Raw genomic sequence first — 23,017 nt, forward strand, 5'->3', positions numbered from 1 at the left:
ATGATCCCAGAACTTGGTTATTTTTCTTTAACGCTTGCCATGGTGCTAAGCGTTTTATTATGTGTTTTTCCGCTGTGGGGTGCACATACCGGTAATTTACGCTTAATGCGTGCTGCTCCTTCGTTAGCGGTAGGGCAATTTGTATTTGTATTTATTTCGTTTGCCGCCCTTATTTATGCCAGCCTTACAAATGACTTTACAGTTGCGTATGTGGCGTATCACTCAAGTAGCTCTTTGCCTTGGTATTATCAAATAACCTCGACCTGGGGTGGGCATGAAGGCGCTATTTTATTGTGGTTATTGATGCAAGCTGGTTGGACAGCTGTTGTTGCACTGCGCTCTAAAGCGCTACCTTGGGTATTGCGTGCTCGTGTACTTGGTGTGCTTGGCTTTTTAGGTGTTGGCTTTATGATGTACACCTTATTGCTTTCAAGCCCATTTGAGCGTTTATTACCTTATTTCCCGGTAGAGGGGCGCGACTTAAATCCGCTACTACAAGATCCGGGTATGATCATACACCCGCCGTTACTTTATATGGGTTATGTAGGGCTATCTGTAGCGTTTGCTTTTGCAATTGCGGCACTTTTAACTGGCAAGCTAGATAATACTTGGGCCAAATGGTCTCGTCCGTGGACTATGACCGCGTGGGGCTTTTTAACTTTAGGTATTACCATAGGAAGTTGGTGGGCGTATTCAGAACTTGGCTGGGGCGGCTGGTGGTTTTGGGATCCAGTAGAAAATGCATCTTTAATGCCTTGGTTAGTAGCAACAGCACTTTTACATTCATTGAGTGTGACAGAAAAACGTGGTGTATTTAAATCATGGACAGTACTGTTAGCAATTGCAGCATTTTCACTTAGCTTACTGGGCACCTTTATTGTGCGCTCAGGTATTATTGTATCTGTGCATGCTTTTGCAACTGACCCTGATAGAGGCTTATTTATACTGGCCTTTTTAGCTATTGTTGTTGGCGGTGCATTAGCACTTTATGGCATGCGCGTATCGCAAGTGCGAAGCGAAGGGCGTTACAAGTTAGTATCGCGCGAAGTAGCACTGTGGCTAAATAATATATTCTTAGTGGTTGCTACTTTAATTGTATTACTAGGTACTTTATTGCCTATGGTACACAAAGAAATGGGCTTAGGCAGCATTTCAATTGGCGAACCATTTTTTAATAAGATGTTTGCAATACTGCTAGTGCCATTTGCTATTTTAATGGGTATTGGGCCGTTTTTACGCTGGAAGCAAAATAAATGGGCGTTTTTACAAAACAAAATACTAATGGGTGTATTAGTCAGTATTATTATTACCTTTGCTTGGTTATTTTCTAGCTATGATGTGATTGCACCGCTTACCTTATTAGCAACCACGTTAGCTGTATGGATTGTAATTACAACAGGTATTGATTTGTACAGTAAAGTTACCGTACATAGCACCTTTAAAGAAGGCTTTAAGCGCTTAGGTTTAGGTTATTGGGCTATGGTACTTGGCCATATAGGTATTGCCTTTGTAATTGCTGGCGTAACCCTTACTTCGGCATACTCGGTTGAGCGCGACGTATCAATGAAACCAGGTGATACGGTGCAGCTTAATCAGTATCAATACCGCTTTGAAGGAGTGAAAAATGTTCGCGGAGCTAATTACAGTGGCCATGCGGGTGTTGTATCGGTATTAAAAAATGACAAGCTAGTCACTCAGTTACATGCCGAAAAACGCCGTTACGATATTGGCATGCAGTTTATGACAGAAGCAGCAATTGATGCAGGCTTCACACGCGATTTATACCTAGCGTTAGGTGAGCAATTAAGCGAAGGCGCGTGGTCATTACGAATTTATCATAAGCCATTTGTGCGTTGGATGTGGATTGGCGGTATATTAATTTCGTTAGCAGGGTTTGTAATTTTATTTGATAAACGCTATCGCACCTCATCGCCTCAATCAACAAAAGAAACAGCGGAGAGCGAAGCATGAATCGTAAGCTTTTAGCTATAGCACCGTTACTGGTTTTTGCTTTTATTTGTGTGTTTTTATTCCAAGGGTTATTTGCTAACCCAAGGGAAATACAAACAGGGCGATTAGGGCAATCTATGCCAGAATTTAGCCTGCCAGATCTAATGCAAGATAATAAGCAGTGGAGCAATGAGCAGTTAAAAGGTGAGGTTTATTTATTAAATGTATGGGGTACCTGGTGCCCTACATGTTTAGCAGAGCTAGGCTACTTAACTAAATTGCGCGAGCAAGGCGTTAAAATTATAGGCTTGTACTATGTGCAAGGTTACGATGCCGATTTTGACGGGCCATTTGATATGCAAGCACTGCGTAGTGACGTAACCAATATGCTAACGCGTGCTGGCGACCCATATCAGTTTAATATTTTAGATTTACATCGCACACTGTCGTTAGATTTAGGTGTGTCGGGTGCGCCAGAGACTTTTTTAGTTGATAAAAGCGGCACCATTTTGTTGCACCATACCGGTGATATAAATCCGCGAGTGTGGCGTGCTAAGTTTGCACCAATTATGCAGGAGCTCAAATAATGAAGTGGTTGTTATTAACCCTTAGCCTTTTTGTCAGTATGGGGGCGCTTGCTCAGCAAGACCGTTACCAATTTGACAGTAACGAGCAAGCGGTTCGCTTTGAAGAGCTAACCAAAGAGTTACGTTGCCCTAAGTGTCAAAATCAAAATATTGCCGACTCTGATGCGGTAGTAGCAAAAGATTTACGCGAGCGAGTATTAGCTTTAGTAAAAGATGGTAAAACGAAAGACGAAGTAATAGATTATATGATCGATCGTTATGGCTACTTTGTACATTACGATCCACCAGTAACCCCTGCAACTTTAGTGCTGTGGGTTTTACCGGTATTGATTGTGATTTTTGGTTTTGGTTTTATTGTTATTCGCCAACGCAAAGCATCGGTAAAACAAAGCTGGAGCAACAACGACGAAGCAATGTTAGTTAAATTAATTGCTAAAAATAAACGTCAGGAGCAAAGTTAAATGATTTTAATGTGGGCGTCTTTTGCTTTACTCACACTTATTGCACTGTTGTTTGTGATGTTGCCTTTTTTAAAAAAAGAGCGTGTTAAAACCATTACGCACAATGCGAACGCAGAACTTATTAGTATTTATGAACAGCGTTTAGTTGAGCTACAAAACGACTTAGAAAACCAGCGAATTGATGCACAAAATCACAGTGAGTCAGTGATCGAGCTCAAACGTCGCTTACTCAATGAGCTCTCTCCAGAAAAGTCACTTAATAGCCGTGGTAATAATCGTATTTTTGCCTTAACAGGCGGTGCGTTTGTGATTGCCCTAACCGGTATTTTTTACTCTATGACCGGTAATCAGCAGCAAATATCGGCTTGGCACGATGCTATGGATAACTTGGCAGAGTACGGTGAGCGAGCTGTTATGCAAAAAGGCGAGCCGCTGAGTGAAAACGAGCTGCAAGCATTTGCATTGGCACTGCGAACTAAGCTTAGCCAAACGGGGGATGACGAAATTGCTTGGATGTTACTGGGCCGTGTGGCTATGTCATTGAACGAATTTGATATGGCGCAGCAGTCGTTTGATAAAGCGTTGCAAATGAATCCTGCCAATATGCAGGTGCTTATTAGTTACAGCCAAGTGCTGTTACTTGAGGGCAGTGAAGCAAGCATGACACGTGCTGCAGGTATGCTTTCAAAAGTACTGCAAGAAGAGCCGCAAAATTTAGATGCTATTTCTTTATTAGCACTCATTGCTTACGAACGTAAAGATTGGGTACAAGCAAAAGCGGCGTTTGAAGTATTACTTGCCAGTATGGATAAAGCAGATACCCGCTATAATATGATTGCGCAGCGTATTAGTGAGATTGAACAACAACAAGCACAAAATGTTGACGTTACAAAGAGTGCAGCAATTAAAGTGACAGTAAATGTAAGTGCAGAACTTAAAAATAAACAACCTGAAAACGGAATTTTATTTGTTTTTGCAAAAGCGTTAAATGGCTCTCCAATGCCAATAGCGGTTGTTAAGCTTAACGAGTATCAATTTCCTATTACAGTTGAACTAAGTGATGCAAACTCTATGGTTGCAGGGTTAAACTTGTCAAGCGCAGAAGATATAGTTATTACTGCACGTATCTCTAATGATGACTCAGTAATGCCAAGTAGCGGTGAGTTAGAAGGGCATTCAGCAGCGTTAAAACGTGAAAGTACCCGTCAGTTGCAACTGCAAATAGACACATTAATACCTTAAGGATATGCGATGTTAAAACATGGTTTAATTTATATATTTTTGTTAGTGCTGGCCGGGTGTGCACAAGTACCTGATAGCCAAAAGGACGAGCGCGATCCACTACAAAATATTAACCGCCCAATATACGATTTTAATATGGATGTTTTAGACACATACATACTAAGACCGGCCGCCGTAGGGTATATCACGGTGACTCCTGTACCAGTGCGTCAAAGCTTAGTGCATTTTACTAATAATATTAGTGCACCGGTAGATATGATCAACGCAGGCTTACAGGGTAAACCAGGTAATGCCAGTGTTAGCTTAGCGCGCTTTTTAGTTAACTCGACCGTAGGTGTTTTTGGGTTATTTGATGTGGCCAGCTCATTAGGGCTAGAACATGTAGATGAGGATTTTGGGCAAACATTAGGTGTATGGGGAGCAGGGGATGGTGCTTACTTGATGCTACCTGCTATGGGGCCTTCTACAGCGCGTAACTTAACCGGTGATGTGGTTGATAACTTTGTTTTACCTGAAATAGCGTTAACTACACCACAAACAATTATAGTGTTTGCTTTAAAGGCTGTTGAGGCCCGTGCATCACTAATTGCGCAAGAAGGTTTATTGAACGATTCACTAGACCCTTACTTATTTATTAAAGATATTTATTTTCAACGCCAATTATACGAACTTTACGACGGTAACCCGCCAATCAAAGAAGAGCCTGATGACTTTGATGAAGATTTTTTAGAAAGTTTGTAAACCTATTAAAAACGCCAGCAATGCTGGCGTTTTATTTTCTCATTAGTGATTAGAAAGTTGTTATTAAACATTGCTCATTAACTGCATTTGCTCGTTCACCCAGCTAATTGCTTCGTGGTAAGCATCGGGTACTTTATCATCTAAACCAAGTTGTTGGCTGATCTGATTAGCTGCCAGCCAGTTGCCTTGCTCATAAAACTTAACCAAGTTTAAGTAGCTTGCAAGCAAGCCCTCATCATTAAGTAAAGCGGCTTTAATCTCATTAGATAATGGCAGCTTTTGCATCACACTTTGCATGCTTTCATCTAAAATAGCATCCATAAGCGACATCATGCCGGTTAAAAAAACCATTCCTGTGTCTTTAAACTTACCATGCGAAATAGCCAGTAACTCACTAAAACGCGCCCGAGTGAGCGATAACCTAATTAGCTCCATAGGCTTATCTGTTGAAACTTGCGCTGCAAATAATAAAGATAAAAGCTTTTTAATTTCATTGGCACCAAGGGTGATAAGCGCTTGTTTTATTGTGCTTATTTTTGCACGTCTAGCAAATGCTGCAGAGTTTGAATAACGCAGTAACTTATAAGATAGATTTACATCTCGCTCAAATATATCGGTGATCTTTTTTAGATCCATATCAAGCGTTGAGGTCTCATAAAGTAGTTCGGCTAATGTCATACCAGAGGGGGGAAGCGCTTTACTTTGGATCATCTCTGGTTTTGAAAAGAAAAACCCTTGAAAATAATCAAAGCCAAGTTCCAATGCTTGGTTATACACCTCATGGGTTTCAACTTTTTCAGCAAGTAATTTTAGATGTGGATAAGGTTTTAAATCATCAATAATTGTTTTAATTGTTTCTATATTACAGGTTAAAAAGTCAATTTTTATAATATCAATAAATGGATAAAAGTGGCGCCACACAGGTTGATGAATGTAGTCGTCTAAGGCTAATGTATAACCTTTTTCTTTTAAGTCTTTAACAATAGCAAGTAAACGCTTACCAGGTTGCACCGTTTCGAGAATTTCTACCACCACAGCGTCTTTACTCAGTAAAGTAGGGTAGCCTTTTAGTAAAGTTTCTAGGGTAAAGTTGATATATGCTGGTTTATTGTCGGTTAAATCCTCAAGGCCAAAATTAAACTGGCTGCCTTCTATTAGGCGTGTTGTTGCCTCATCTCCATCTATATCGGGGAACACATTATTTACACCATCACGAAATAGTAATTCATAGCCAATAAGCTTTTTATCGCGATCTAAGATCGGTTGGCGTGCAGCGTAAAAGTACATAAAAAATTCCGTATAGATAAAAAATAACTATTGATTGTAACAATATATGGCAAAACATTAAAAATAGCATGATGTAAATAAGCTTATCTTAGATTAATAACATATTTTTAATAAGTTACAGAAGTTCTGACTTAAATATATACGATTTGTTTATTTTTAATTCACTAAAGTTGACATGTTGGAATTTTAACTATTACCCATGCTATAGTGACAGAGAATGGTTTTTATCCCAATACTGTCTTAACTATAATATTTTAAGAGTCATTATTTGGATCAAAAGCCTGTTGCAATTTATTAGTGGAGGCGAATTTGGAAACAGGAATGATTATTTCACTAGCATTATACTTTGTTGTAATGCTAGGTATAGGATTGTATGCATTTAAGCAATCAACCAGTGATGTTTCAGGTTACATGTTAGGGGGCCGTAATTTATCACCAAGTGTTGCTGCGCTATCTGCAGGTGCATCTGATATGAGCGGTTGGTTACTTATGGGCCTTCCCGGCGCTATGTATCTTTTTGGTTTGAGTAAGGTTTGGATTGCGATTGGTTTAGTACTTGGTGCTTGGGCAAATTACTTCTTAGTTGCACCTAGGCTTCGTGTTTACACTGAAAAAGCGAATGATTCAATTACGATCCCGGATTATTTTGCAAATCGCTTTGCGGACAATAAGAATATATTACGTGTTATTTCAGCTATTGTTATTATTGTTTTCTTCACACTTTATACCTCATCTGGCGTGGTTGCTGGTGGTAAGTTATTTGAAAATTCATTTGGAATGAGCTATGAAGTTGGCCTTTATGTTACTACTGGCGTTGTAGTACTTTATACGCTTTTTGGTGGTTTTTTAGCGGTAAGTTTGACCGACTTTGTACAAGGTTGCATTATGCTTATTGCGCTATTAGTAGTACCAATAGTAACGTTTACTATGCTTGATCAGCCAGTAATGGAAACGCTCGCTAATGCAAGCTATGACCTGTTACTTATCTCGCCAAAGGCCAGTGAAGTTCACTCTCTAAATATGCTAGATTGGTTTGCTGGTGGCTCTACCATCGCAATTATTTCTGCGTTAGCTTGGGGCTTTGGTTACTTTGGTCAGCCTCATATTATAGTACGCTTTATGTCGGTACGTTCAGTTAAAGATATTCCAGCAATGCGACGCATTGGTATGTCTTGGATGACATTATCTGCAATAGGCGCAGTACTAACTGGTTTATTTGGGGCAGCCTTCATACTAGAAAATGAAATGCCGATAAATGATAAAGAAACAATATTTTTAGTGCTATCTGAATTGGTTTTTCATCCATTGATTGCTGGCTTTTTATTAGCAGCTATTTTAGCGGCTGTAATGAGTACTATCTCTTCACAATTGCTAGTGTGTTCAAGCTCGTTAACTGAAGACTTTTATAAAATATACCTGCATCGCGAAGCCTCTCAAAAAGAGCTGGTTTTTGTTGGGCGTATTAGTGTGGCATTAGTTGCTATGTTTGCTATTTACTTAGCTTACGATAGAGATAGTTCTATTTTAGACTTAGTGAGTAATGCGTGGGCAGGCTTTGGCGCTGCATTTGGGCCACTCGTATTGTTTAGCCTTTACTGGAGAAGAATGAACTTTGCTGGCGCCTTAGCAGGCATGTTAGTGGGGGCTTCAACAGTACTTATATGGATATACGCACCAATTACCATTAATGGTGGGAGTTTAAGTAGCGTTATTTATGAAATAGTCCCAGGCTTTATTTTATCAAGTATTGCGATTGTATTAGTTAGCTTAATGACCAGTGAGCCAGCTAAAGAAATTACAACCTTATTTGATGAAGTAGAACAAGAACTATAAAAAGTTATAAACAAAAAAGGGAGTAACTTAGGTTACTCCCTTTTTTATGCAAAATTTATTAACTCGCTTTTTTGTCGCTACTTTCTTCTATGGGTGCAACATTATCTGCTTTTTTGCCTTTTACAGCAGCTTTAGGGGCTATAGGCTCTTTGCCACCTTTTAATATTGTCATGAAGTCATCTTTACTTTTTGCCATTTCTAAAGCGAGTGACTCTACTTGTTGCTCACTTAATGGTACATCAACTTTTTCTAGCAAAATTTCAAGCGACTCTGCAATATCGAGCATTTTATCATAGGCATCAGCTTCTTTTTTGGTAGTAAACGTCATGCGCTCGACTCCGTTTCGTTCTACAACATATTTAACAACAACAGCCATGATTTCTCCTGCTTACTTGCGTGGCATATAGTATATATAAACCATTAGATTACTGTTTTTATGTACAGTACAAGTTTGTGCCTAAATTTGCAAGTCCCCTAATTAATATTAAGTGATAATAGTTGACAACAAAGATTAACTTTACTTTATTTAACTTAATCACTTTTGTGTACCGTTGCAGTTAAGGATCTCACAGGGAGTGAATGTTAGGTTTAAGTATTTAATAAAGTGCAGGTGTAAAAGCCTTTTGCGTTATGACTTAAACATATAAACAACAAAGTAAATGTTCATGTATGAACAAAAAAGGAAGAAAGATGAAAAAACTAAAATATAGTATTTTAGCTGCAGCTTTTTGTATGTTGCCAGTAACTCTTACCTACGCAAATGTTGATACCTCAGCAATAACTCAGCAAGTAAAACAGGCGGCTTTAAATATTAATACTGCTGATGTTAGCCAGCTATCTAAGCTCCCTGGTATTGGTAAGAAAAAAGCACAAGCTATTATAGATTATCGCGAAGCAAAGGGTAACTTTACATCGTTAGAGGATTTGAAAATGGTAAAAGGTATAGGTAAAAAATTAGCTGCAAAGCTTGAAGGTAAGGTTTCGTTTTAAGTTAAAAAGGGCGCGTTAAGCGCCCTTAGTATATTGGGTTAATGCTTCACATAAATGCTTTTTAGCAAAGTTAATCTCAATTGGAGTCGTTAGTAGTGGGTAACACAACCCACCGAGTAGTAAAAAAGGGATGAGTAACCAGCCTTCAAATACGACAAATATTAAAAACAGCGGACTGAGTAATAATAATTTTATAATACGAAGTAGTACTTTATTAACAGGTGAAAGCATACTTAAAGAAATCGCTATAACAGCTTGTCTGTCACGTATTTTTAAATGTTTTAGAGCATTAATTTGGCTTGAAAAAAACACAAGCATTACAGCGACCTTTTAGTCATTAAGCGACTCGTTACCAGTAAAAATAAAGTGCCTGCAAACAGCGCAAATATTACTTCCATCCATGCCGGCATACTTAGCCCCGCAAATTGCCAGTCAATGTTTCCGCAATCACCAGTGGCTGCAAAAAAGCTTGGGATCCACTCATGTAATGGCATAAAGGCAGGAAAGTTAGGTTCAAACTCACAGCTAAATGCAAAAGGATCAGTGGTTGTTTGCATTTCGATATGCTCGCGGGCAATTATAAATCCCCAAACACTAGAAACAGCCCATACACTATAGGCGAGCAAGCGAACCCCTCTATGCTCTGGATTACTTGTACCAATAATACCTGCAATAAGTAAACCTAATACCGCAGTACGCTGATATATGCACATGATACATGGCGCCAATCCCATTTTATATTGAAAAAACAGTGCCGTTATTTCAAGCAGAAAAACAATACCACTAAACAAAAGCCAAGGAGTACGTTGGGTGGGTAATTGTGCAAGCCAGTTCATAATAAATCCGTATTTAAATAAGACGTTAGATTATGACGTAGGATAAAGTTAGGGGCAAGCAAAACGACTTAAAGCCTACCCACATGCATTTATGATGATTAAAGTTAAGGTTATAATTCTAAAAGCCAATAAAAATCCAATAATGTGAATAAAGAGGTAGCCCTTTAAACGAGTAAAGTATGTGTGTGAGGTGACTTTACGTAATAAGTTAATAAGGCAAGGCGCGAACTTAAAGTAAATAACTACTTAAAATGTATCTAGGGTGAATATATAAGTGCTTGCGACAAGTATTAGTAAAAAATATAAAGCATTTTATAGACACAAATATTTTAATCGCATACTGGCAGTAATATGGCGTACTTTACTTGTTACTTGAGCGTCGTCTGGTACAATCAGTCGGTTAATCGTATGTAGTAGTGTGAATTAATTCGAGTGGGAATTGGATGAGAATTTTTAAAGCGAAAAGCCCAGCAGGATTTGCTGAAGAATACATAGTAGAGTCTATCTGGAATGGCGATTTCCCTCCTGGATCTATTCTACCTGCTGAGCGTGAACTCTCAGAGTTAATAGGTGTTACCCGAACGACGTTACGTGAAGTATTACAGCGATTGGCTCGAGATGGCTGGTTAACTATTAAACATGGTAAGCCAACAAAAGTGAATAACTTTTGGGAAACGTCAGGACTAAATATTCTTGAAACGTTAGCACGTCTTGATGAAGATAAAATGCCAGAGTTAACCGACCAGTTACTCTCTGCACGCACTAATATAAGCGCAATTTATACGCGTGCAGCTATAAAGTTAAATCCAGAACGTGTGATTGAAATTCTCTCACAAAGCGATGAGTTAGAAGACAGTGCGCAAGCATTTGCTGATTACGATTATAAAGTGCATCACGAGTTAGCTGTTGCAGGTAATAATCGTATTTACGTGCTTATACTCAATGGCTTTAAAGGGTTTTATTCAAAAATAGGTTGTCATTATTTTTCAGATCCGGGGACGCGTGAGTTGGCTCGCCAGTTTTATAAAGACTTAACTAAATTGGCTGAAAACAGAGAACACGACGGTGCGATCATGATGATGCGTAAATATGGTCATCAAACCGGTGAAATTTGGCAACAAATTCGTGGCGATATGCCCAGCGACATAATGGATTAAACCTATTTTAAAAGCCTGCATTTGCAGGTTTTTTTGTGTCTTCATTTTATTAATACTTTATAACCAAGAAACTGAGCTAATAAAATAAACCCCATCACTTTTTAGCGTTCAGTATTATCGATGGGAGGAATCGTTAAATACGATTGTCATTTCGCACCAGTTCTCTCTAGAATAATAATAATTATATGTGCGCTATTGGTTTTTAAGTTTTAGAGCCCATATAACTATCAGCATTGCATAAGCAATTGACAACAAACTCAAAATATTTGGAGAATAAAATGGGTGTATTAGTAGGCCGCCAGGCACCAGACTTTACCGCTGCAGCAGTTCTTGGTAACGGTGAAATTGTAGATAGCTATAACCTTCATGAAAAAATCAAAGGTAAAAAAGCAGTTATTTTCTTTTACCCACTAGATTTCACGTTTGTATGTCCTTCTGAACTTATTGCATTTGATAAGCGTTATGAAGAATTCCAAAAACGTGGCGTTGAAGTAATTGGTGTTTCTATCGATTCACAATTCTCACACAACGCATGGCGTAACACTGCTGTTGCAGATGGCGGTATCGGTAAAGTTAAATATGCACTAGTTGCAGATATTAAACATGAAATTTGTAAAGCATACGACGTTGAGCATCCTGAAGCGGGTGTTGCGTTTCGTGGTTCTTTCCTAATAGATGAAGAAGGCAATGTACGTCACCAAGTAGTGAACGACTTACCACTAGGTCGTAACATTGATGAAATGCTACGTATGGTTGACGCGCTAGCGTTCCACACTGAGCACGGTGAAGTATGTCCTGCTGGTTGGACTGAAGGTAAAAAAGGTATGGATGCAAGCCCTGAAGGCGTTGCTAAGTTCCTATCTGAAAACGAAGGCGATCTATAATTTAGCTCTCGTTTTAAATAAAAAAACCGCCAATTGGCGGTTTTTTTGTTGCTTCTAATTTAGAACGAGAAGCTTACTTTAGTATAAATATAACGACCGCGTGGGTTATGAACCCCAGACGCATAACCGTAAAGGTCAGAATCGCCATCACCAATTGCAAAAGGAGGCTCTTCGTCAAACAAGTTATTAATACCTAGTGATAATTTAGCTGACTCAGTGATACGGTACGACGTTTGTAAGTCAACCAACACTTGTGAATCAATCATACGTGATGTATTGCTATCAAAATCTAAGTTACCGTCAAAGTCGATATCAGGTGTGTCTTCAAACTCACCAACATAACTTAAGTTAACATTAGTATTAAAGTCGCCCACTTCCCAGTTAGTTGAGAAAATCCAACGATGCTCAGGGTAACCATACTCACCAGAGTAATCACGGCCATCTTTTTCAAATTTGTTTTGGTAAGCCCACTCTAAATTGAATTTCAATAAACCTAAATCATCCAATGAATGATTGTAATTTGCTGAAAAGTCGATGCCAGATACTTCTTGTGAAGAGACGTTTTCAAATGTGCTATAGATTTTTTGAATTGAACCTAAGCTTTCACCATTAGTAGGCGGTAAGCGAACACATACAGTACTGTTTTGGTTACCACACTCGGCAGCATAAATTGGACCAAACTCTTCTTGGTCAATTTTATTGTCTTGGGTGATGCTCCACACATCAACACTTAAACCAAACTCTGCGCTAGGGGCCCAAATGAAGCCGACGTTCCAAGATTCAGACTCTTCAGGTTGTAAGTCTGCATTACCAGAGAATTGAATGTTGTAATCAAGTGCCTGACAGTCTAAGCCCGTTTGTTGACAGCGTTGAGTATCAATAAAGAACTGACTTTTTTCTGATGGACCTAGGCCAACTTGTGCTAAAGAGGGTGCTCTAAAGCCTTGTGCCCATGAGCCACGAACCGTGATTTCATCACTAGGTGCCCAGCGAAGTGCAACTTTTGGATTGGTAGTTGTGCCAAAATCGCTATAGTCATCGTGACGTCCAGCAAGTTGCAATTCTAATGTATCAGCTAGTGGAATTGAAAATTCAACATAAGCAGCATATTGATCGCGCGATGCTGCGGCTGATACAGCTTCAGTACCAAAAATTAAACCGCGACGGAACTGATCATCAGGGATATCTATAACGTCTTCTTCGCGGTACTCAATACCGGCTGCCATCATCACCACATCGTCGCCAAAGCTAAATGCTTCACCGCTAATGTTTGCGTCAAATGAGGTCATATGTGACTCACCTTGACGTACTAAGCTAGTAGTGATTCTGTCGATTACTGCAGGATCGTTATAAGTGCCGCCAAATGGGTTGTAATTACCGGCATCTATTTCTTGTTGTAAAAAGTCGGTACGCACCCAGCCTTGTGAGCGATCGCCAGTTTGCATTGATTTACTACGACCTTTTTGTACCGCTGTCTCCCAGCTCCAGTCGTTAAACTCGCCTCGTAAACCCGCTACAAAACGCATCGTATCTGATTCAATATCCCATTGGCGAGCACCGGCATCAACCGTTCTGTAACGGCCAATATCTATATCTTTACCAAATGGGTTATTAGGATGATTTGCTGGCACAGTAAGCCCTGCATCTTCATCTAGCGGGGTTGGCGCACCCATAGCCACAGAGCTATTGTGTTGTACTGCCATTTCTAAAAATGCGGTAATACCATTATCAAAATTATACTCAAACTGCGAAATAGCCCCAATACGTTCAGATGCTGGTGCAATATAGCCGTATGGGCCGTAATCGAACAAACAGCTGCCACTGGCAGTTGCGCTATCGGCTGGACAAGCAGGGTCAATGGTTTTTACACCATCAACGTAAAAGTAACCAGGGAAGCCACGTGATGAACGAAAGTCCTCACCACCTAAAGCTCTTTGATCTGCAGTGCCTAAACTGCCCATTTCACTTGACGATAAAGAGGTGTTTTTAAAGTAGTCAATAATAACGGAAGCACTGCTTTTTTCGTTACTTGTACCCCAAACGATGCTGGCTGATGTTTCTTCGTAATTAGGACCGTCAGTGCCACCGTAGCCTAAGTTTACTTCAATACCATCAATATCTTTTTTCAAGATAACGTTAACTACACCCGCAACAGCATCAGAGCCATAAATAGCCGATGCACCATCTTTTAAAATGTCGATACGTTCAATCGCTGAAACAGGAATACTGTTAATATCAACAAATGAGTTAGTAATACCTTCAGCGAATGCACTAATAGCAACACGGCGGCCATTAATAAGTACTAAAGTTGCGTCAGCACCTAGGCCACGTAAACTTACCGCTGCAGAACCATTTGCAGTAGAGTCTTGGTTATTACCACGGGTAGAGAAAGTACCGCTACCTGCAACAGGCATTCTTTCAAGCAACTGCTGTAGGTTGTCATAACCCATGTTATCAATATCGGCTCTACTGATAGATTGAACCGGAGAAGGGCCTTCCATATCAGAACGTTTAATACGAGAGCCCGTTACTTCAATGCGTTCTACTTTTTTCACTTCATCAGCGGCGTATGTTGTTGTTGTAAAGCCAGCTGTTAATGCCAAAGTAGCCCCTGCAATTAAGCTAGGGGTAAATGCAAATTGCTTCATCCTTAAGTCCTTGTTAGTTTTGTTGAATTTGGTAGCTAAAAAAGCCTCCATATTAATACCATGTAACAAAGGTGTTAGCAATTTCGGTGTGGTGTGACTTTAGTCTGGGTGTTGCTGGTAAAATAGTCAGTGTGTTTTATTTACTTGGAGATAGAAGTTCGACGTAAAGCGGGGTTTTAATATAAATCTTGCGTTGCAATTAGTGGTAAGAATTAAATAGTTTAGTGAGCACTTATTTTGTAATAATTTATTCTTTTATTAACAGCCACTAAGTTGCAGTATATTTATGCAGTTTGGTTTAAAATTGTGCGTTAAATTATTTTAAAATAAATAAAAAAACGCCTAATAAATTAGGCGTTTTTATTTATGCTTTATGCTTCATTAAGCGTTCTTTTTCACGCGACCAGTCTTTATCTTTACCGTCTTCGCGTTTGTCGTGTAATTTTTTACCTTTTGCTAAATGAAACTCAAGTTTCACCCAGCAATTCTTCCAATACATAGCAGTAGCAATTAATGAATAGCCATCGCGTTCAGTTGCGCCTACTAAGCGATCTAGCTCGCGTCTGCTTAATAGTAACTTACGATAACGTAAAGGATCACAAATTACATGGGTAGATGCACTGTTAAGAGGCTGGATTTGGGCGCCTAATAAAAATGCTTCACCGTTTTTAAGATGGATATAAGTTTCAGTGATGTTAACTTTGCCAGCTCGGATGCTTTTTACTTCCCAGCCTTGGAGCTCTACACCCGCTTCAAACTTATCGTGTAAAAAATACTCATGTCGCGCTTTTTTGTTAAGCGCGATGGTATTGCTTGTCGATTTTGATGATTTATTCTTAGCCATAGTGCCCTATATTATACGTAATACGAGATGTTTTACATCGATTTTTTAATAATGCATTTAAAAGCTTAGTAATTAATTTAAGCAGCGTGAAAGTTTGGGGAAACGCGTAAAGCTTGCTAAAATTCCACCACACAGTTGGGAGTGAGTATGCCACAAATAAAAAAAAGTGCGCTGGTTATGTACAGCACTAAAGAGATGTTTGACCTTATTAATGATGTAGAAGCCTATCCTCAGTTTTTACCTAATTGCTCAGACTCAAAAATTATTAAGCAACACAATAATAGCATGACCGCGAGTTTAGAAATATCAAAAGCAGGTATAAAAAAGTGGTTTACCACAGAAAATACCTTTGTTGATGAGCAAACCGTGGTATTAAATCTTGTAGATGGTCCGTTTAAAATGTTGCAGGGGCGTTGGCACTTTCAACAACTTGACGCAAATGCTTGCAAAGTAGAGTTACAATTAGACTTTGAGTTTTCGAGTAAGTTGATTGAGTTAGCGTTTGGTAAAATATTTAATGATGTTGCAAAAAATATGGTGAGTGCGTTTACTCAGCGCGCGAAACAGGTTTATGGAGCGAGAGTATGATTGATGTTGAAGTTGTATTTGCACTACCCGAAACAGCAACAAGCTTAACAATAGAAGTTGTTAAGGGAACAACGGTAGAACAAGCTGTTATTCAATCAGGAATTATCGAAAAACACCCAGAAATAGATGCTACAGCACTAACACTCGGTGTTTGGAATAGAACTGTAAAGCCTAATCAAGAGCTAAAAGAGGGGGATAGAATTGAAATTTATCGTCCTTTAATTGCCGATCCTAAAGATGCGCGTAGAAAACGAGCTGAAAAAGCGAAAGAAGAAGGGCGAGCAAATAAAGTAACCGGTGGCCGTCCTATAGAGCGATAGCATAAGGTTTTAGCTATTATAAAGGTGAGCTTAACTCACCTTTATAATTTTATAAGCGAGGGTGCTTATTGTTCGAGTGGAGTAGTAAAGTTTTCTGGCTGTTCGTAATCACCTGAAATAGAAGCAAGCTTTTCATTTTCAAAGTTAATAACCAGTGATTTGTACTGCTCGTTACTACGGCCTTTATTAAAGCTATATACATAACGCCAAGTGTTATTATCAAATGCATTTTCGGCGATAGGCTTGCCTAATACATAAACAACTTGCTCACGAGTCATGTTTACACGCAGTTTATCAACATCAGATTGTTCTAAAAAGTTACCTTGAGGGATGTTGATTCTGTATACCCAGCTAGAACACCCAGCTGCTGAACTAAGCGTTAAAGCAACGATAAGCCAAAGAGAAAAAGTTTTTAACGACTGCATTGTTAGTTGTGATCCTTATTTTTTATAATCTGCATGATACCGATTAGTCACTGAAGGTAAAACCCTTTTAAGCAATTGTTTTTTGTTAAGGGCATTAAGTTAAGGTAGCGATTTGACCACTGATAATCAAAAAAGTTTAAAATGCAGTGATCAGAGCTGCTTAAAAAAGCCATCTATCTGGTATTTGTATATAGTACAAACCCGCTACGGCCATTGGTATACGGGTATAACGACCAATGTTGAGCAACGTCTTGCTACGCACCAAGCGGGTAATGGTGCAAAAAACCTTAAAGGTAAAGGCCCACTTTTACTTATTCATCAGCACAGTGTTGGCAATAAAAGTGCAGCAAGTAAATTAGAATACCAAGTGAAAAAATTATCTAGGGCTAAAAAAGAAGCCTATGTAGCATCATTTAAGACGGGCTAAGTGGGAGTGGTGTTTTAGCAAGCTGGTTAATAAAGGCTTCTATTAATAGCACTGCATCAGTAAAAAGTTTGCTGTTAATATTCTCAGCGGTGTCATTACTTGTATGATGGGCACTGTCGTAGCCCATGCCAAAGTAAACATAAGGGATTTTTTGTCTTGCAAACGAATAGTGATCGCTCGCTTTATGCCAGTTTATATTTTTAGATTTTATATATCTGCTCATTTGCGCTGCGGAGTAAACCGGTTTTAAATTTACATTATTATTTTTAACGGCTAAAAACACACTATTTAAGGTGTTTTTTAACGATCTAGAGGTTAATACATATAAGTTGCTACGACGTTTTTTAACCCCTAGCATGTCTAAATTTATGTTCATAATAACGCTATTTGGTAGCAGTGTTTTGGCAAAATATTTACTGCCATGTAAGCCGTTTTCCTCTGCATCTGTGGCTACAAAGGTAAGAGAAAAAGGCAGTGGCTTATCATTAAATACGCTTGCTAAATAAATTAAAGCAGCAACACCGGTGGCATTATCATTTGCTCCAGGATGCAGTTTTCCGCCACGTTTACCTAAATGGTCATAGTGTGCGGTAATAATAATACGAGTGGCTTTTTGTAATGGGTCGGTTGCCTGTGTTACTGCCTCTAGAGCACCTATGTTGGAACTAATAATATTAATACCACACGCTTGGCTAAATAGGCCCGATTTATAGCAAAATGGCTGCTCGACCACGTTATTATTAACTTGGCTTAATCTGTGTTTTATATAGCTTCTTGTAAGCTCTGCGCTTTGAGAACCTGTTTTTCTACCTGCAAGTTGCTGGTCTGCTAAGTTATTTAAATCATCAATAAGTAGCTGCTGCGCCGTTTTACTATTAACAAAAGGGCTTAAAAGCAGAAAAATAATAACGACAGTTAATTGTTTAATGGGCACCTACCTTTGCGGTTAATGATTGCAGCGCTTTTAACTTTGCGCCATAACGTTTTTTGTCATGTAAAAAATCAGCATTTTTTCCGGCTTTACGCAAATGGTACTTTGCTTGCTTTGTATCGCCCCACTGAAAGTAAACTCGCGCCAAGCCAAAATGACTTTCGTGAAGAGTGGGGGATAATGTATAGGCCTTTTTAAAGTGTTTGAGTGCTTTAGCGTAATATTTATGTACGTACTCGGTATTACCAAGTGATATATGGTAATAAGGATTACTTTGGCGCTGTTTATCAAGCTGATTAAGTATTTGAGTTCCTTGCATCTCTCGCTCTGTAAGTAAGTACAACATAGCAAGATTACCTTGTGCTGTGTTGTTGTTTTTATCAAGATGAAGGGCGTAATTATAAGCTTGCTCGGCTTCATTTAAATAGTTAAATTGCCTAAATAAAACACCTAAGTTCCCCCATGCCACGCTAAAATTAGGTGCTACCTTGGTTGCTGCATTAAAGTAGCTATAGGCTAATTCATATTGTTTATTTATTAGCGCAGTAGCACCTTTATTATTATAAAACATAGCGGTAACAGTATTTTTTGATAATCGTGTTGTTTTAAAGCGTGCTTGTCGGCTGTTAGAGTCAAAGTCGATAATTAAGCGCTGATCTCGTTGGTAAAATAAAGTGCCAGCATCTTTTATTAGAGGTTGGCTATTAAGGCTTAAATTTATGTGTCCGGTTAATAAATTAACGCCTTGATCAAGTGCCCAATATTCAGGGATATGTACTTTTTGAAATTGCGCTTTTAAGCCTAAGTGCTCCGCTAAGCTATACGCTAATATAGATAATGACAAACAGTTAGCGTTTAGATTTTGATAGCTTTGTGCAGCGGTTAAAGTGGCAGATGAGCGATAGGCAAGTGAGTCATCACCATTTTTTAATAAAAAGCTAAATATGCCTTGTGCAATATGTTGGGCTGAATTTTGACTGTTTAAATGAGAATCTAATTGCCGCGTTAAGCTGGTATCTAATTTAAATATTTCTGCTGGAGTTTCGATCTGTTGTAGCTTAAAGTTTGCTGGCTCAATGAGTTGCGGCAGCGCTAACTTTGGCGGTGAGCTACACGCACACAAAAAAAGTATAAAGCTAAATGATAAATAATATTTAAGTTGAGTGGCTTTCATATAACACCTCTAAGCAAAACTACTTACCAGTTAAGTGTAGTTGTAATTTTACTCAGAGGTATAATTTAAATGTTACAAAAAATGAGTTAGCGATTTGCCTCAAAAGTGGCAACAAGTGACGCAAGCGTTTGTGCGCTATTTGCTAAATCGCGAATAGCCTGCTCAGTATTTAATTGCTCATTCATCGACTTGTCGCTAATTTCACTAATTTGCTCAATATTACGTCCTACATCGGCTACTACATTACTTTGCTGCTCTGTTGCTGTTGCGATTAAGGTTGCCATATCATTAATTTGATTTGCTGTTTCAGTAATTGTATCAAGCAGCTCAACTGAGTTTTGCATTGCCCCTACACTTTGCTGAGCTTTACTTTTGGACTGACTAATATCGGTAACAACATCATTCGATATTTGGGTTAATTCTTCAATCATCGACTGAATTTCAGTGGTTGATTGTGAGGTACGATTAGCCAGCGCTCGCACTTCATCGGCAACAACAGCAAAACCGCGACCGTGCTCACCCGCACGCGCAGATTCAATAGCAGCATTAAGCGCAAGTAAGTTTGTTTGCTCAGAAATACCTCTAATTGAGTCAACAATACTAGCAATATCAAGCGTTTTTTTAGAAAGTAAGGTTACTTGCTCTGTAATGCCATCTATGTCGCTAGCAAGAGCTGCAATAGTCGTTTGGCTTTGCAGTACCTGTTGATGGCTTTTACTGGTGTTTTCACGGCTACTATTGGTTAACTTCGCGGTGTTGGCGGCACTTTGTGCTATTTCTTGTACTGTTGCGCCCATTTCGTTAATGGCGGCAGCAACCGATATTGTTTGCTCTTTTTGCTGATCAATTGCTTGTGAGTTATGTTTTGCTTGCGCAAACACGTGGTCAGAGCTTTGGCGGATCCCATGGCTTTCATGGGCAACTTGTTTAATTGCTGTGTCTATTTTTTCGATAAATTGATTAAAACCATCGGTTAAATTATTTAGCTCAGGTTGCGCAGAGTAAGGCAGTCTATATGCTAAATTAGCATCGCCTGTGCCTAAACGAGAGAATAGCTCGGCTATTTTCGACAGTGGCGACGACAATGAGCGAGCAAGTAAATAACTAATACAGCTCGCTATAAGGGCGATAATTATAGTGAAGGTTAAAATTTGCCATTCTAATTTACTCACACTCGAAAACACTTCGCTTTTAGGTACTTGGGCTACAACAAAAAGGTCAGTATTTTTTATTGGTGTTGCAGCAACCAGGGTGTCTTCACCGGCTAAGTTAATTTCTGCCAATGAAAAGCCATTACTATTTAATAATTTATTATGTATATTTTCGCCGTACAGGGCATCTATATTTACTTTAGCTACTTTATTGGCGTCTTTGTGTAACTGGATCAAGCCATTTTTATTGGCAAGAAAAACAAATCCAGATTGCTCAATCTTAAATTGCTGCAGTAGCTTTTGCATATCGGTAATGCTTTTAGCAAGCCCTGCCAAACCTAAACCATTGGGTTGCTGATGGTTAATAAACATTTTTACATCGTTAGCAGATTCTTGATAAATACTGATGTCATAAGGGCGCTTTGACTGTTTAAATGCGAAAAACCAGCCATCTGCGGCATCGTTTTTTAATACGCGTAAAAAGCCATTTTGGTTCCAGTATTGTGCGGTGTCTCTATTTGCCCATGATGCAGTAGCAAGATCGTACTGCTGTACTAATCTATTTAACTCATTAAGAAGTTGAGAGTCGTCCTCGGTGGCTGAGTTTGCCCAATCGATCAGAAATACATTTGAAGAAAGTTGTTCTGCGGCGCCTAAAAGCTCGTTGATTTCGCCACCAATATGGTTACTAATAGTTTGTAACTTGCTTGGAAGTTCAGACTCTATCATGCGCTTTTCGATGATATCCTCTGCGTTATGTAACGATGTTAAGCCTATGAGCGCGGCAACACAGATTGCTATAACACTGCCTAAAGCGGTGATTTTTTGAGTAATAGAAAGGTTTTGTATCATCATAAGGGTAATTTTGTTTACAACTGAACCAAGTAGGTGATTATTTTAACACATTATATATTTTGAGCGAGTGATGAATAGCGCGCCATACAGGTACGAAAAAGCCCACCGCAAAAGCAGGTGGGCTTGGTTTCTAACAAGTGAAACTTAGATTAACTTGGGATTAAACTATTTTTTTCATTGCTGACATGTAACCGCGTAATGTAGCGCCTACTTTTTCAACAGGGTGTTCACGTAATGCTGTATTAATTTGAATTAGCGTTTGGTTGTCTACTTGATTACTATGCTCACCTAAGCCTTTACCAATTACGTCGGTGTCAATTTTTTGCATAAAGTCTTGTAGCAAAGGTAAACATGCGTGGTTATATAAATAACAACCATATTCAGCCGTGTCCGAAATTGTACGGTTCATTTCAAATAACTTTTTACGCGCAATGGTATTAGCAATCAGTGGCGTTTCATGTAATGACTCATAATAAGCCGACTCTGCAATAATGCCTGCAGCAGTCATGGTTTCAAATGCAAGCTCTACGCCTGCTTTAACCATAGCGACCATTAAAATACCGTTATCAAAAAATTCTTGCTCAGCAATTTCAACATTGCCCGCTGGGGTTTTTTCAAAGTGAGTTTCGGCTGTTTCTGCGCGCCATTTAAGTAGGTTTGCATCATCATTATTCCAGTCTTCCATCATGGTACGTGAAAAAGTACCATCGATGATGTCATCTTGATGTTTGTTATATAGTGGGCGCATAATTTGTTTTAGTTCTTCGCTTAATTCAAACGCTTTGACTTTGGCTGGGTTTGAAAGACGGTCAAGCATATTGGTTACGCCACCGTATTTAAGCGCTTCGGTAATTACTTCCCAGCCGTATTGAATTAGTTTTGAGGCGTAACCTGCATCAATGCCTTTTTCAATCATTTTATCAAAACATAAAATAGAACCGGTTTGTAACATGCCACATAAAATGGTTTGCTCGCCCATTAAATCTGATTTTACTTCAGCAATAAATGACGACTTAAGTACGCCGGCTCTGTGGCCGCCAGTACCTGCGGCATAGGCTTTAGCTTGAGCTAAACCATGCCCTTGTGGGTCGTTTTCTGGGTGCACAGCAATTAGAGTTGGTACACCAAAGCCACGTTTGTATTCTTCACGCACTTCAGAGCCTGGGCATTTAGGTGCTACCATAATAACGGTAATGTCGTCGCGTACTTGCATACCTTCTTCAACAATATTAAAGCCATGAGAGTAGGCAAGGGTTGAGCCTTGTTTCATTAGTGGCATAATTGCGTTTACCACTGAAGTATGTTGTTTATCAGGCGTTAAATTTAATACTACGTCGGCAGTTGGAATTAGTTCTTGGTAAGTGCCTACAGTAAAGCCATTTTCAGACGCGTTTAAAAATGATTGACGACGTTCACTAATGGCCGAGTCACGCAGCGTATACGACACATCTAAACCAGAATCACGTAAGTTTAAGCCTTGGTTTAAGCCTTGTGCGCCACAGCCTACAATAACCAGTTTTTTACCTTTAAGAGCATCAACGCCGTCAGTAAACTCGTCTGCGTTCATAAATTCACATTGGGCTAATTGCGCCAATTGTTCGCGTAAAGGTAAGGTATTAAAATAATTCGCCATGTTAGTGTCCTATTGATTCAGTTTGTTAGATGCATTGCTGTTGCTTTGCTTAA

23 protein-coding genes are annotated in these 23,017 nt (G+C 39.1%); 12 read left to right on the forward strand and 11 right to left on the reverse strand.

Annotated features, from left to right (window positions below; all coding sequences use genetic code 11):
- Genes RB215_RS04220 through RB215_RS04240 form a run of 5 tightly spaced genes read left to right on the forward strand, consistent with a single transcriptional unit; the run spans position 1 to position 4,981 of the window.
- Positions 1-1,971 (forward strand): heme lyase CcmF/NrfE family subunit, encoded by a 1,971-nt coding sequence (locus tag RB215_RS04220; RefSeq protein WP_011327520.1) that lies wholly within the window; start codon positions 1-3, stop codon positions 1,969-1,971.
- Positions 1,968-2,537, forward strand: coding sequence for a redoxin family protein (locus RB215_RS04225; RefSeq protein ID WP_011327521.1), 570 nt, complete (start codon positions 1,968-1,970; stop codon positions 2,535-2,537). The genes RB215_RS04220 and RB215_RS04225 overlap by 4 nt, the downstream gene beginning before the upstream one ends.
- On the forward strand, positions 2,537-2,998 hold the full coding sequence (locus RB215_RS04230; RefSeq protein WP_011327522.1) for a cytochrome c-type biogenesis protein: 462 nt from the start codon (positions 2,537-2,539) through the stop codon (positions 2,996-2,998). Before RB215_RS04225 ends, RB215_RS04230 begins: the two co-directional genes overlap by 1 nt.
- Positions 2,999-4,240, forward strand: coding sequence for a c-type cytochrome biogenesis protein CcmI (gene ccmI, locus RB215_RS04235; RefSeq protein WP_309216930.1), 1,242 nt, complete (start codon positions 2,999-3,001; stop codon positions 4,238-4,240).
- A gap of 9 nt (positions 4,241-4,249) precedes the next feature.
- A complete protein-coding gene (locus tag RB215_RS04240) occupies positions 4,250-4,981 on the forward strand; it encodes a VacJ family lipoprotein (RefSeq protein ID WP_058372810.1) in 732 nt (243 codons plus the stop codon).
- A gap of 63 nt (positions 4,982-5,044) precedes the next feature.
- Here the strand turns inward: RB215_RS04240 and RB215_RS04245 are convergent, their stop codons facing one another.
- Positions 5,045-6,268 carry an EAL and HDOD domain-containing protein gene (locus RB215_RS04245; protein ID WP_179807121.1) on the reverse strand — a complete coding sequence of 408 codons (1,224 nt, stop codon included), beginning with the start codon at positions 6,266-6,268 and terminating at the stop codon, positions 5,045-5,047.
- A 321-nt stretch (positions 6,269-6,589) separates the two neighbouring features.
- On the opposite strand from RB215_RS04245, the gene putP reads away from it, so the two are divergent.
- Complete coding sequence (putP, locus tag RB215_RS04250; RefSeq protein ID WP_280117914.1) at positions 6,590-8,101, forward strand: sodium/proline symporter PutP; 1,512 nt, start codon at positions 6,590-6,592, stop codon at positions 8,099-8,101.
- Positions 8,102-8,159: 58 nt separating this feature from the next.
- Here putP and RB215_RS04255 read toward each other — a convergent pair whose 3' ends face one another.
- On the reverse strand, positions 8,160-8,477 hold the full coding sequence (locus tag RB215_RS04255) for a YebG family protein (protein ID WP_089367888.1): 318 nt from the start codon (positions 8,475-8,477) through the stop codon (positions 8,160-8,162).
- A 314-nt stretch (positions 8,478-8,791) separates the two neighbouring features.
- Here RB215_RS04255 and RB215_RS04260 point away from each other — a divergent pair, with 314 nt between their 5' ends.
- Positions 8,792-9,091 (forward strand): helix-hairpin-helix domain-containing protein, encoded by a 300-nt coding sequence (locus RB215_RS04260; protein WP_011327528.1) that lies wholly within the window; start codon positions 8,792-8,794, stop codon positions 9,089-9,091.
- A 15-nt stretch (positions 9,092-9,106) separates the two neighbouring features.
- Here the strand turns inward: RB215_RS04260 and RB215_RS04265 are convergent, their stop codons facing one another.
- Complete coding sequence (locus RB215_RS04265; RefSeq protein ID WP_309216932.1) at positions 9,107-9,409, reverse strand: DUF6170 family protein; 303 nt, start codon at positions 9,407-9,409, stop codon at positions 9,107-9,109.
- Positions 9,409-9,927 carry a disulfide bond formation protein DsbB gene (gene dsbB, locus RB215_RS04270; RefSeq protein WP_309216933.1) on the reverse strand — a complete coding sequence of 173 codons (519 nt, stop codon included), beginning with the start codon at positions 9,925-9,927 and terminating at the stop codon, positions 9,409-9,411. The genes RB215_RS04265 and dsbB overlap by 1 nt, the downstream gene beginning before the upstream one ends.
- Positions 9,928-10,370: 443 nt before the next feature.
- Here dsbB and fadR point away from each other — a divergent pair, with 443 nt between their 5' ends.
- Positions 10,371-11,084 (forward strand): fatty acid metabolism transcriptional regulator FadR, encoded by a 714-nt coding sequence (gene fadR / locus RB215_RS04275; RefSeq protein ID WP_011327531.1) that lies wholly within the window; start codon positions 10,371-10,373, stop codon positions 11,082-11,084.
- Positions 11,085-11,362: 278 nt separating this feature from the next.
- The gene (locus RB215_RS04280) at positions 11,363-11,968 is read left to right on the forward strand and encodes a peroxiredoxin (RefSeq protein ID WP_011327532.1); all 606 of its coding nucleotides are present in this window, start codon (positions 11,363-11,365) and stop codon (positions 11,966-11,968) included.
- A 59-nt stretch (positions 11,969-12,027) separates the two neighbouring features.
- Here the strand turns inward: RB215_RS04280 and RB215_RS04285 are convergent, their stop codons facing one another.
- Both RB215_RS04285 and smpB read right to left on the reverse strand, forming a co-directional pair.
- The gene (locus tag RB215_RS04285; RefSeq protein WP_309216934.1) at positions 12,028-14,616 is read right to left on the reverse strand and encodes a TonB-dependent receptor; all 2,589 of its coding nucleotides are present in this window, start codon (positions 14,614-14,616) and stop codon (positions 12,028-12,030) included.
- Positions 14,617-14,980: 364 nt separating this feature from the next.
- Positions 14,981-15,460: an SsrA-binding protein SmpB gene (smpB, locus tag RB215_RS04290; RefSeq protein ID WP_011327534.1), complete on the reverse strand. Its 480-nt coding sequence runs from the start codon at positions 15,458-15,460 to the stop codon at positions 14,981-14,983.
- Between the two features lie 147 nt (positions 15,461-15,607).
- Here smpB and RB215_RS04295 point away from each other — a divergent pair, with 147 nt between their 5' ends.
- Both RB215_RS04295 and RB215_RS04300 read left to right on the forward strand, forming a co-directional pair.
- Positions 15,608-16,048 carry a type II toxin-antitoxin system RatA family toxin gene (locus tag RB215_RS04295; protein WP_011327535.1) on the forward strand — a complete coding sequence of 147 codons (441 nt, stop codon included), beginning with the start codon at positions 15,608-15,610 and terminating at the stop codon, positions 16,046-16,048.
- Positions 16,045-16,368: an RnfH family protein gene (locus tag RB215_RS04300; protein WP_011327536.1), complete on the forward strand. Its 324-nt coding sequence runs from the start codon at positions 16,045-16,047 to the stop codon at positions 16,366-16,368. The genes RB215_RS04295 and RB215_RS04300 overlap by 4 nt, the downstream gene beginning before the upstream one ends.
- A 65-nt stretch (positions 16,369-16,433) precedes the next feature.
- On the opposite strand, the gene RB215_RS04305 is transcribed toward RB215_RS04300, so the two are convergent.
- Entirely contained in the window at positions 16,434-16,793 is a 360-nt protein-coding gene (locus RB215_RS04305; protein WP_086993523.1) for an outer membrane protein assembly factor BamE, read from the reverse strand.
- Positions 16,794-16,905: 112 nt separating this feature from the next.
- Here RB215_RS04305 and RB215_RS04310 point away from each other — a divergent pair, with 112 nt between their 5' ends.
- Positions 16,906-17,220 carry a GIY-YIG nuclease family protein gene (locus RB215_RS04310; RefSeq protein ID WP_089367892.1) on the forward strand — a complete coding sequence of 105 codons (315 nt, stop codon included), beginning with the start codon at positions 16,906-16,908 and terminating at the stop codon, positions 17,218-17,220.
- Here the strand turns inward: RB215_RS04310 and RB215_RS04315 are convergent.
- The 4 genes from RB215_RS04315 to ilvC all read right to left on the reverse strand — a co-directional run bounded on the left by RB215_RS04315 (position 17,207) and on the right by ilvC (position 22,964).
- On the reverse strand, positions 17,207-18,154 hold the full coding sequence (locus RB215_RS04315) for a M20/M25/M40 family metallo-hydrolase (protein WP_309216935.1): 948 nt from the start codon (positions 18,152-18,154) through the stop codon (positions 17,207-17,209). The genes RB215_RS04310 and RB215_RS04315 overlap by 14 nt on opposite strands.
- Positions 18,144-19,325, reverse strand: coding sequence for a tetratricopeptide repeat protein (locus RB215_RS04320; RefSeq protein WP_089367894.1), 1,182 nt, complete (start codon positions 19,323-19,325; stop codon positions 18,144-18,146). Before RB215_RS04320 ends, RB215_RS04315 begins: the two co-directional genes overlap by 11 nt.
- Positions 19,326-19,411: 86 nt before the next feature.
- The gene (locus RB215_RS04325; protein WP_011327541.1) at positions 19,412-21,331 is read right to left on the reverse strand and encodes a methyl-accepting chemotaxis protein; all 1,920 of its coding nucleotides are present in this window, start codon (positions 21,329-21,331) and stop codon (positions 19,412-19,414) included.
- A gap of 160 nt (positions 21,332-21,491) precedes the next feature.
- Positions 21,492-22,964, reverse strand: coding sequence for a ketol-acid reductoisomerase (gene ilvC, locus RB215_RS04330; protein WP_011327542.1), 1,473 nt, complete (start codon positions 22,962-22,964; stop codon positions 21,492-21,494).
- Positions 22,965-23,017 lie beyond the last annotated feature (53 nt).

Source organism: Pseudoalteromonas sp. HL-AS2 (assembly GCF_031198805.1).
GTDB lineage: Bacteria > Pseudomonadota > Gammaproteobacteria > Enterobacterales > Alteromonadaceae > Pseudoalteromonas > Pseudoalteromonas nigrifaciens.

Bases quoted from the DNA above. Each gene is read 5' to 3' on its own strand.
- RB215_RS04220 (WP_011327520.1), top strand. From the start codon at position 1: ATGATCCCAGAACTTGGTTATTTTTCTTTAACGCTTGCCATGGTGCTA.
- RB215_RS04225 (WP_011327521.1), top strand. From the start codon at position 1,968: ATGAATCGTAAGCTTTTAGCTATAGCACCGTTACTGGTTTTTGCTTTT.
- RB215_RS04230 (WP_011327522.1), top strand. From the start codon at position 2,537: ATGAAGTGGTTGTTATTAACCCTTAGCCTTTTTGTCAGTATGGGGGCG.
- ccmI (WP_309216930.1), top strand. From the start codon at position 2,999: ATGATTTTAATGTGGGCGTCTTTTGCTTTACTCACACTTATTGCACTG.
- RB215_RS04240 (WP_058372810.1), top strand. From the start codon at position 4,250: ATGTTAAAACATGGTTTAATTTATATATTTTTGTTAGTGCTGGCCGGG.
- RB215_RS04245 (WP_179807121.1), bottom strand. From the start codon at position 6,268: ATGTACTTTTACGCTGCACGCCAACCGATCTTAGATCGCGATAAAAAG.
- putP (WP_280117914.1), top strand. From the start codon at position 6,590: ATGATTATTTCACTAGCATTATACTTTGTTGTAATGCTAGGTATAGGA.
- RB215_RS04255 (WP_089367888.1), bottom strand. From the start codon at position 8,477: ATGGCTGTTGTTGTTAAATATGTTGTAGAACGAAACGGAGTCGAGCGC.
- RB215_RS04260 (WP_011327528.1), top strand. From the start codon at position 8,792: ATGAAAAAACTAAAATATAGTATTTTAGCTGCAGCTTTTTGTATGTTG.
- RB215_RS04265 (WP_309216932.1), bottom strand. From the start codon at position 9,409: ATGCTTGTGTTTTTTTCAAGCCAAATTAATGCTCTAAAACATTTAAAA.
- dsbB (WP_309216933.1), bottom strand. From the start codon at position 9,927: ATGAACTGGCTTGCACAATTACCCACCCAACGTACTCCTTGGCTTTTG.
- fadR (WP_011327531.1), top strand. From the start codon at position 10,371: ATGAGAATTTTTAAAGCGAAAAGCCCAGCAGGATTTGCTGAAGAATAC.
- RB215_RS04280 (WP_011327532.1), top strand. From the start codon at position 11,363: ATGGGTGTATTAGTAGGCCGCCAGGCACCAGACTTTACCGCTGCAGCA.
- RB215_RS04285 (WP_309216934.1), bottom strand. From the start codon at position 14,616: ATGAAGCAATTTGCATTTACCCCTAGCTTAATTGCAGGGGCTACTTTG.
- smpB (WP_011327534.1), bottom strand. From the start codon at position 15,460: ATGGCTAAGAATAAATCATCAAAATCGACAAGCAATACCATCGCGCTT.
- RB215_RS04295 (WP_011327535.1), top strand. From the start codon at position 15,608: ATGCCACAAATAAAAAAAAGTGCGCTGGTTATGTACAGCACTAAAGAG.
- RB215_RS04300 (WP_011327536.1), top strand. From the start codon at position 16,045: ATGATTGATGTTGAAGTTGTATTTGCACTACCCGAAACAGCAACAAGC.
- RB215_RS04305 (WP_086993523.1), bottom strand. From the start codon at position 16,793: ATGCAGTCGTTAAAAACTTTTTCTCTTTGGCTTATCGTTGCTTTAACG.
- RB215_RS04320 (WP_089367894.1), bottom strand. From the start codon at position 19,325: ATGAAAGCCACTCAACTTAAATATTATTTATCATTTAGCTTTATACTT.
- RB215_RS04325 (WP_011327541.1), bottom strand. From the start codon at position 21,331: ATGATGATACAAAACCTTTCTATTACTCAAAAAATCACCGCTTTAGGC.
- ilvC (WP_011327542.1), bottom strand. From the start codon at position 22,964: ATGGCGAATTATTTTAATACCTTACCTTTACGCGAACAATTGGCGCAA.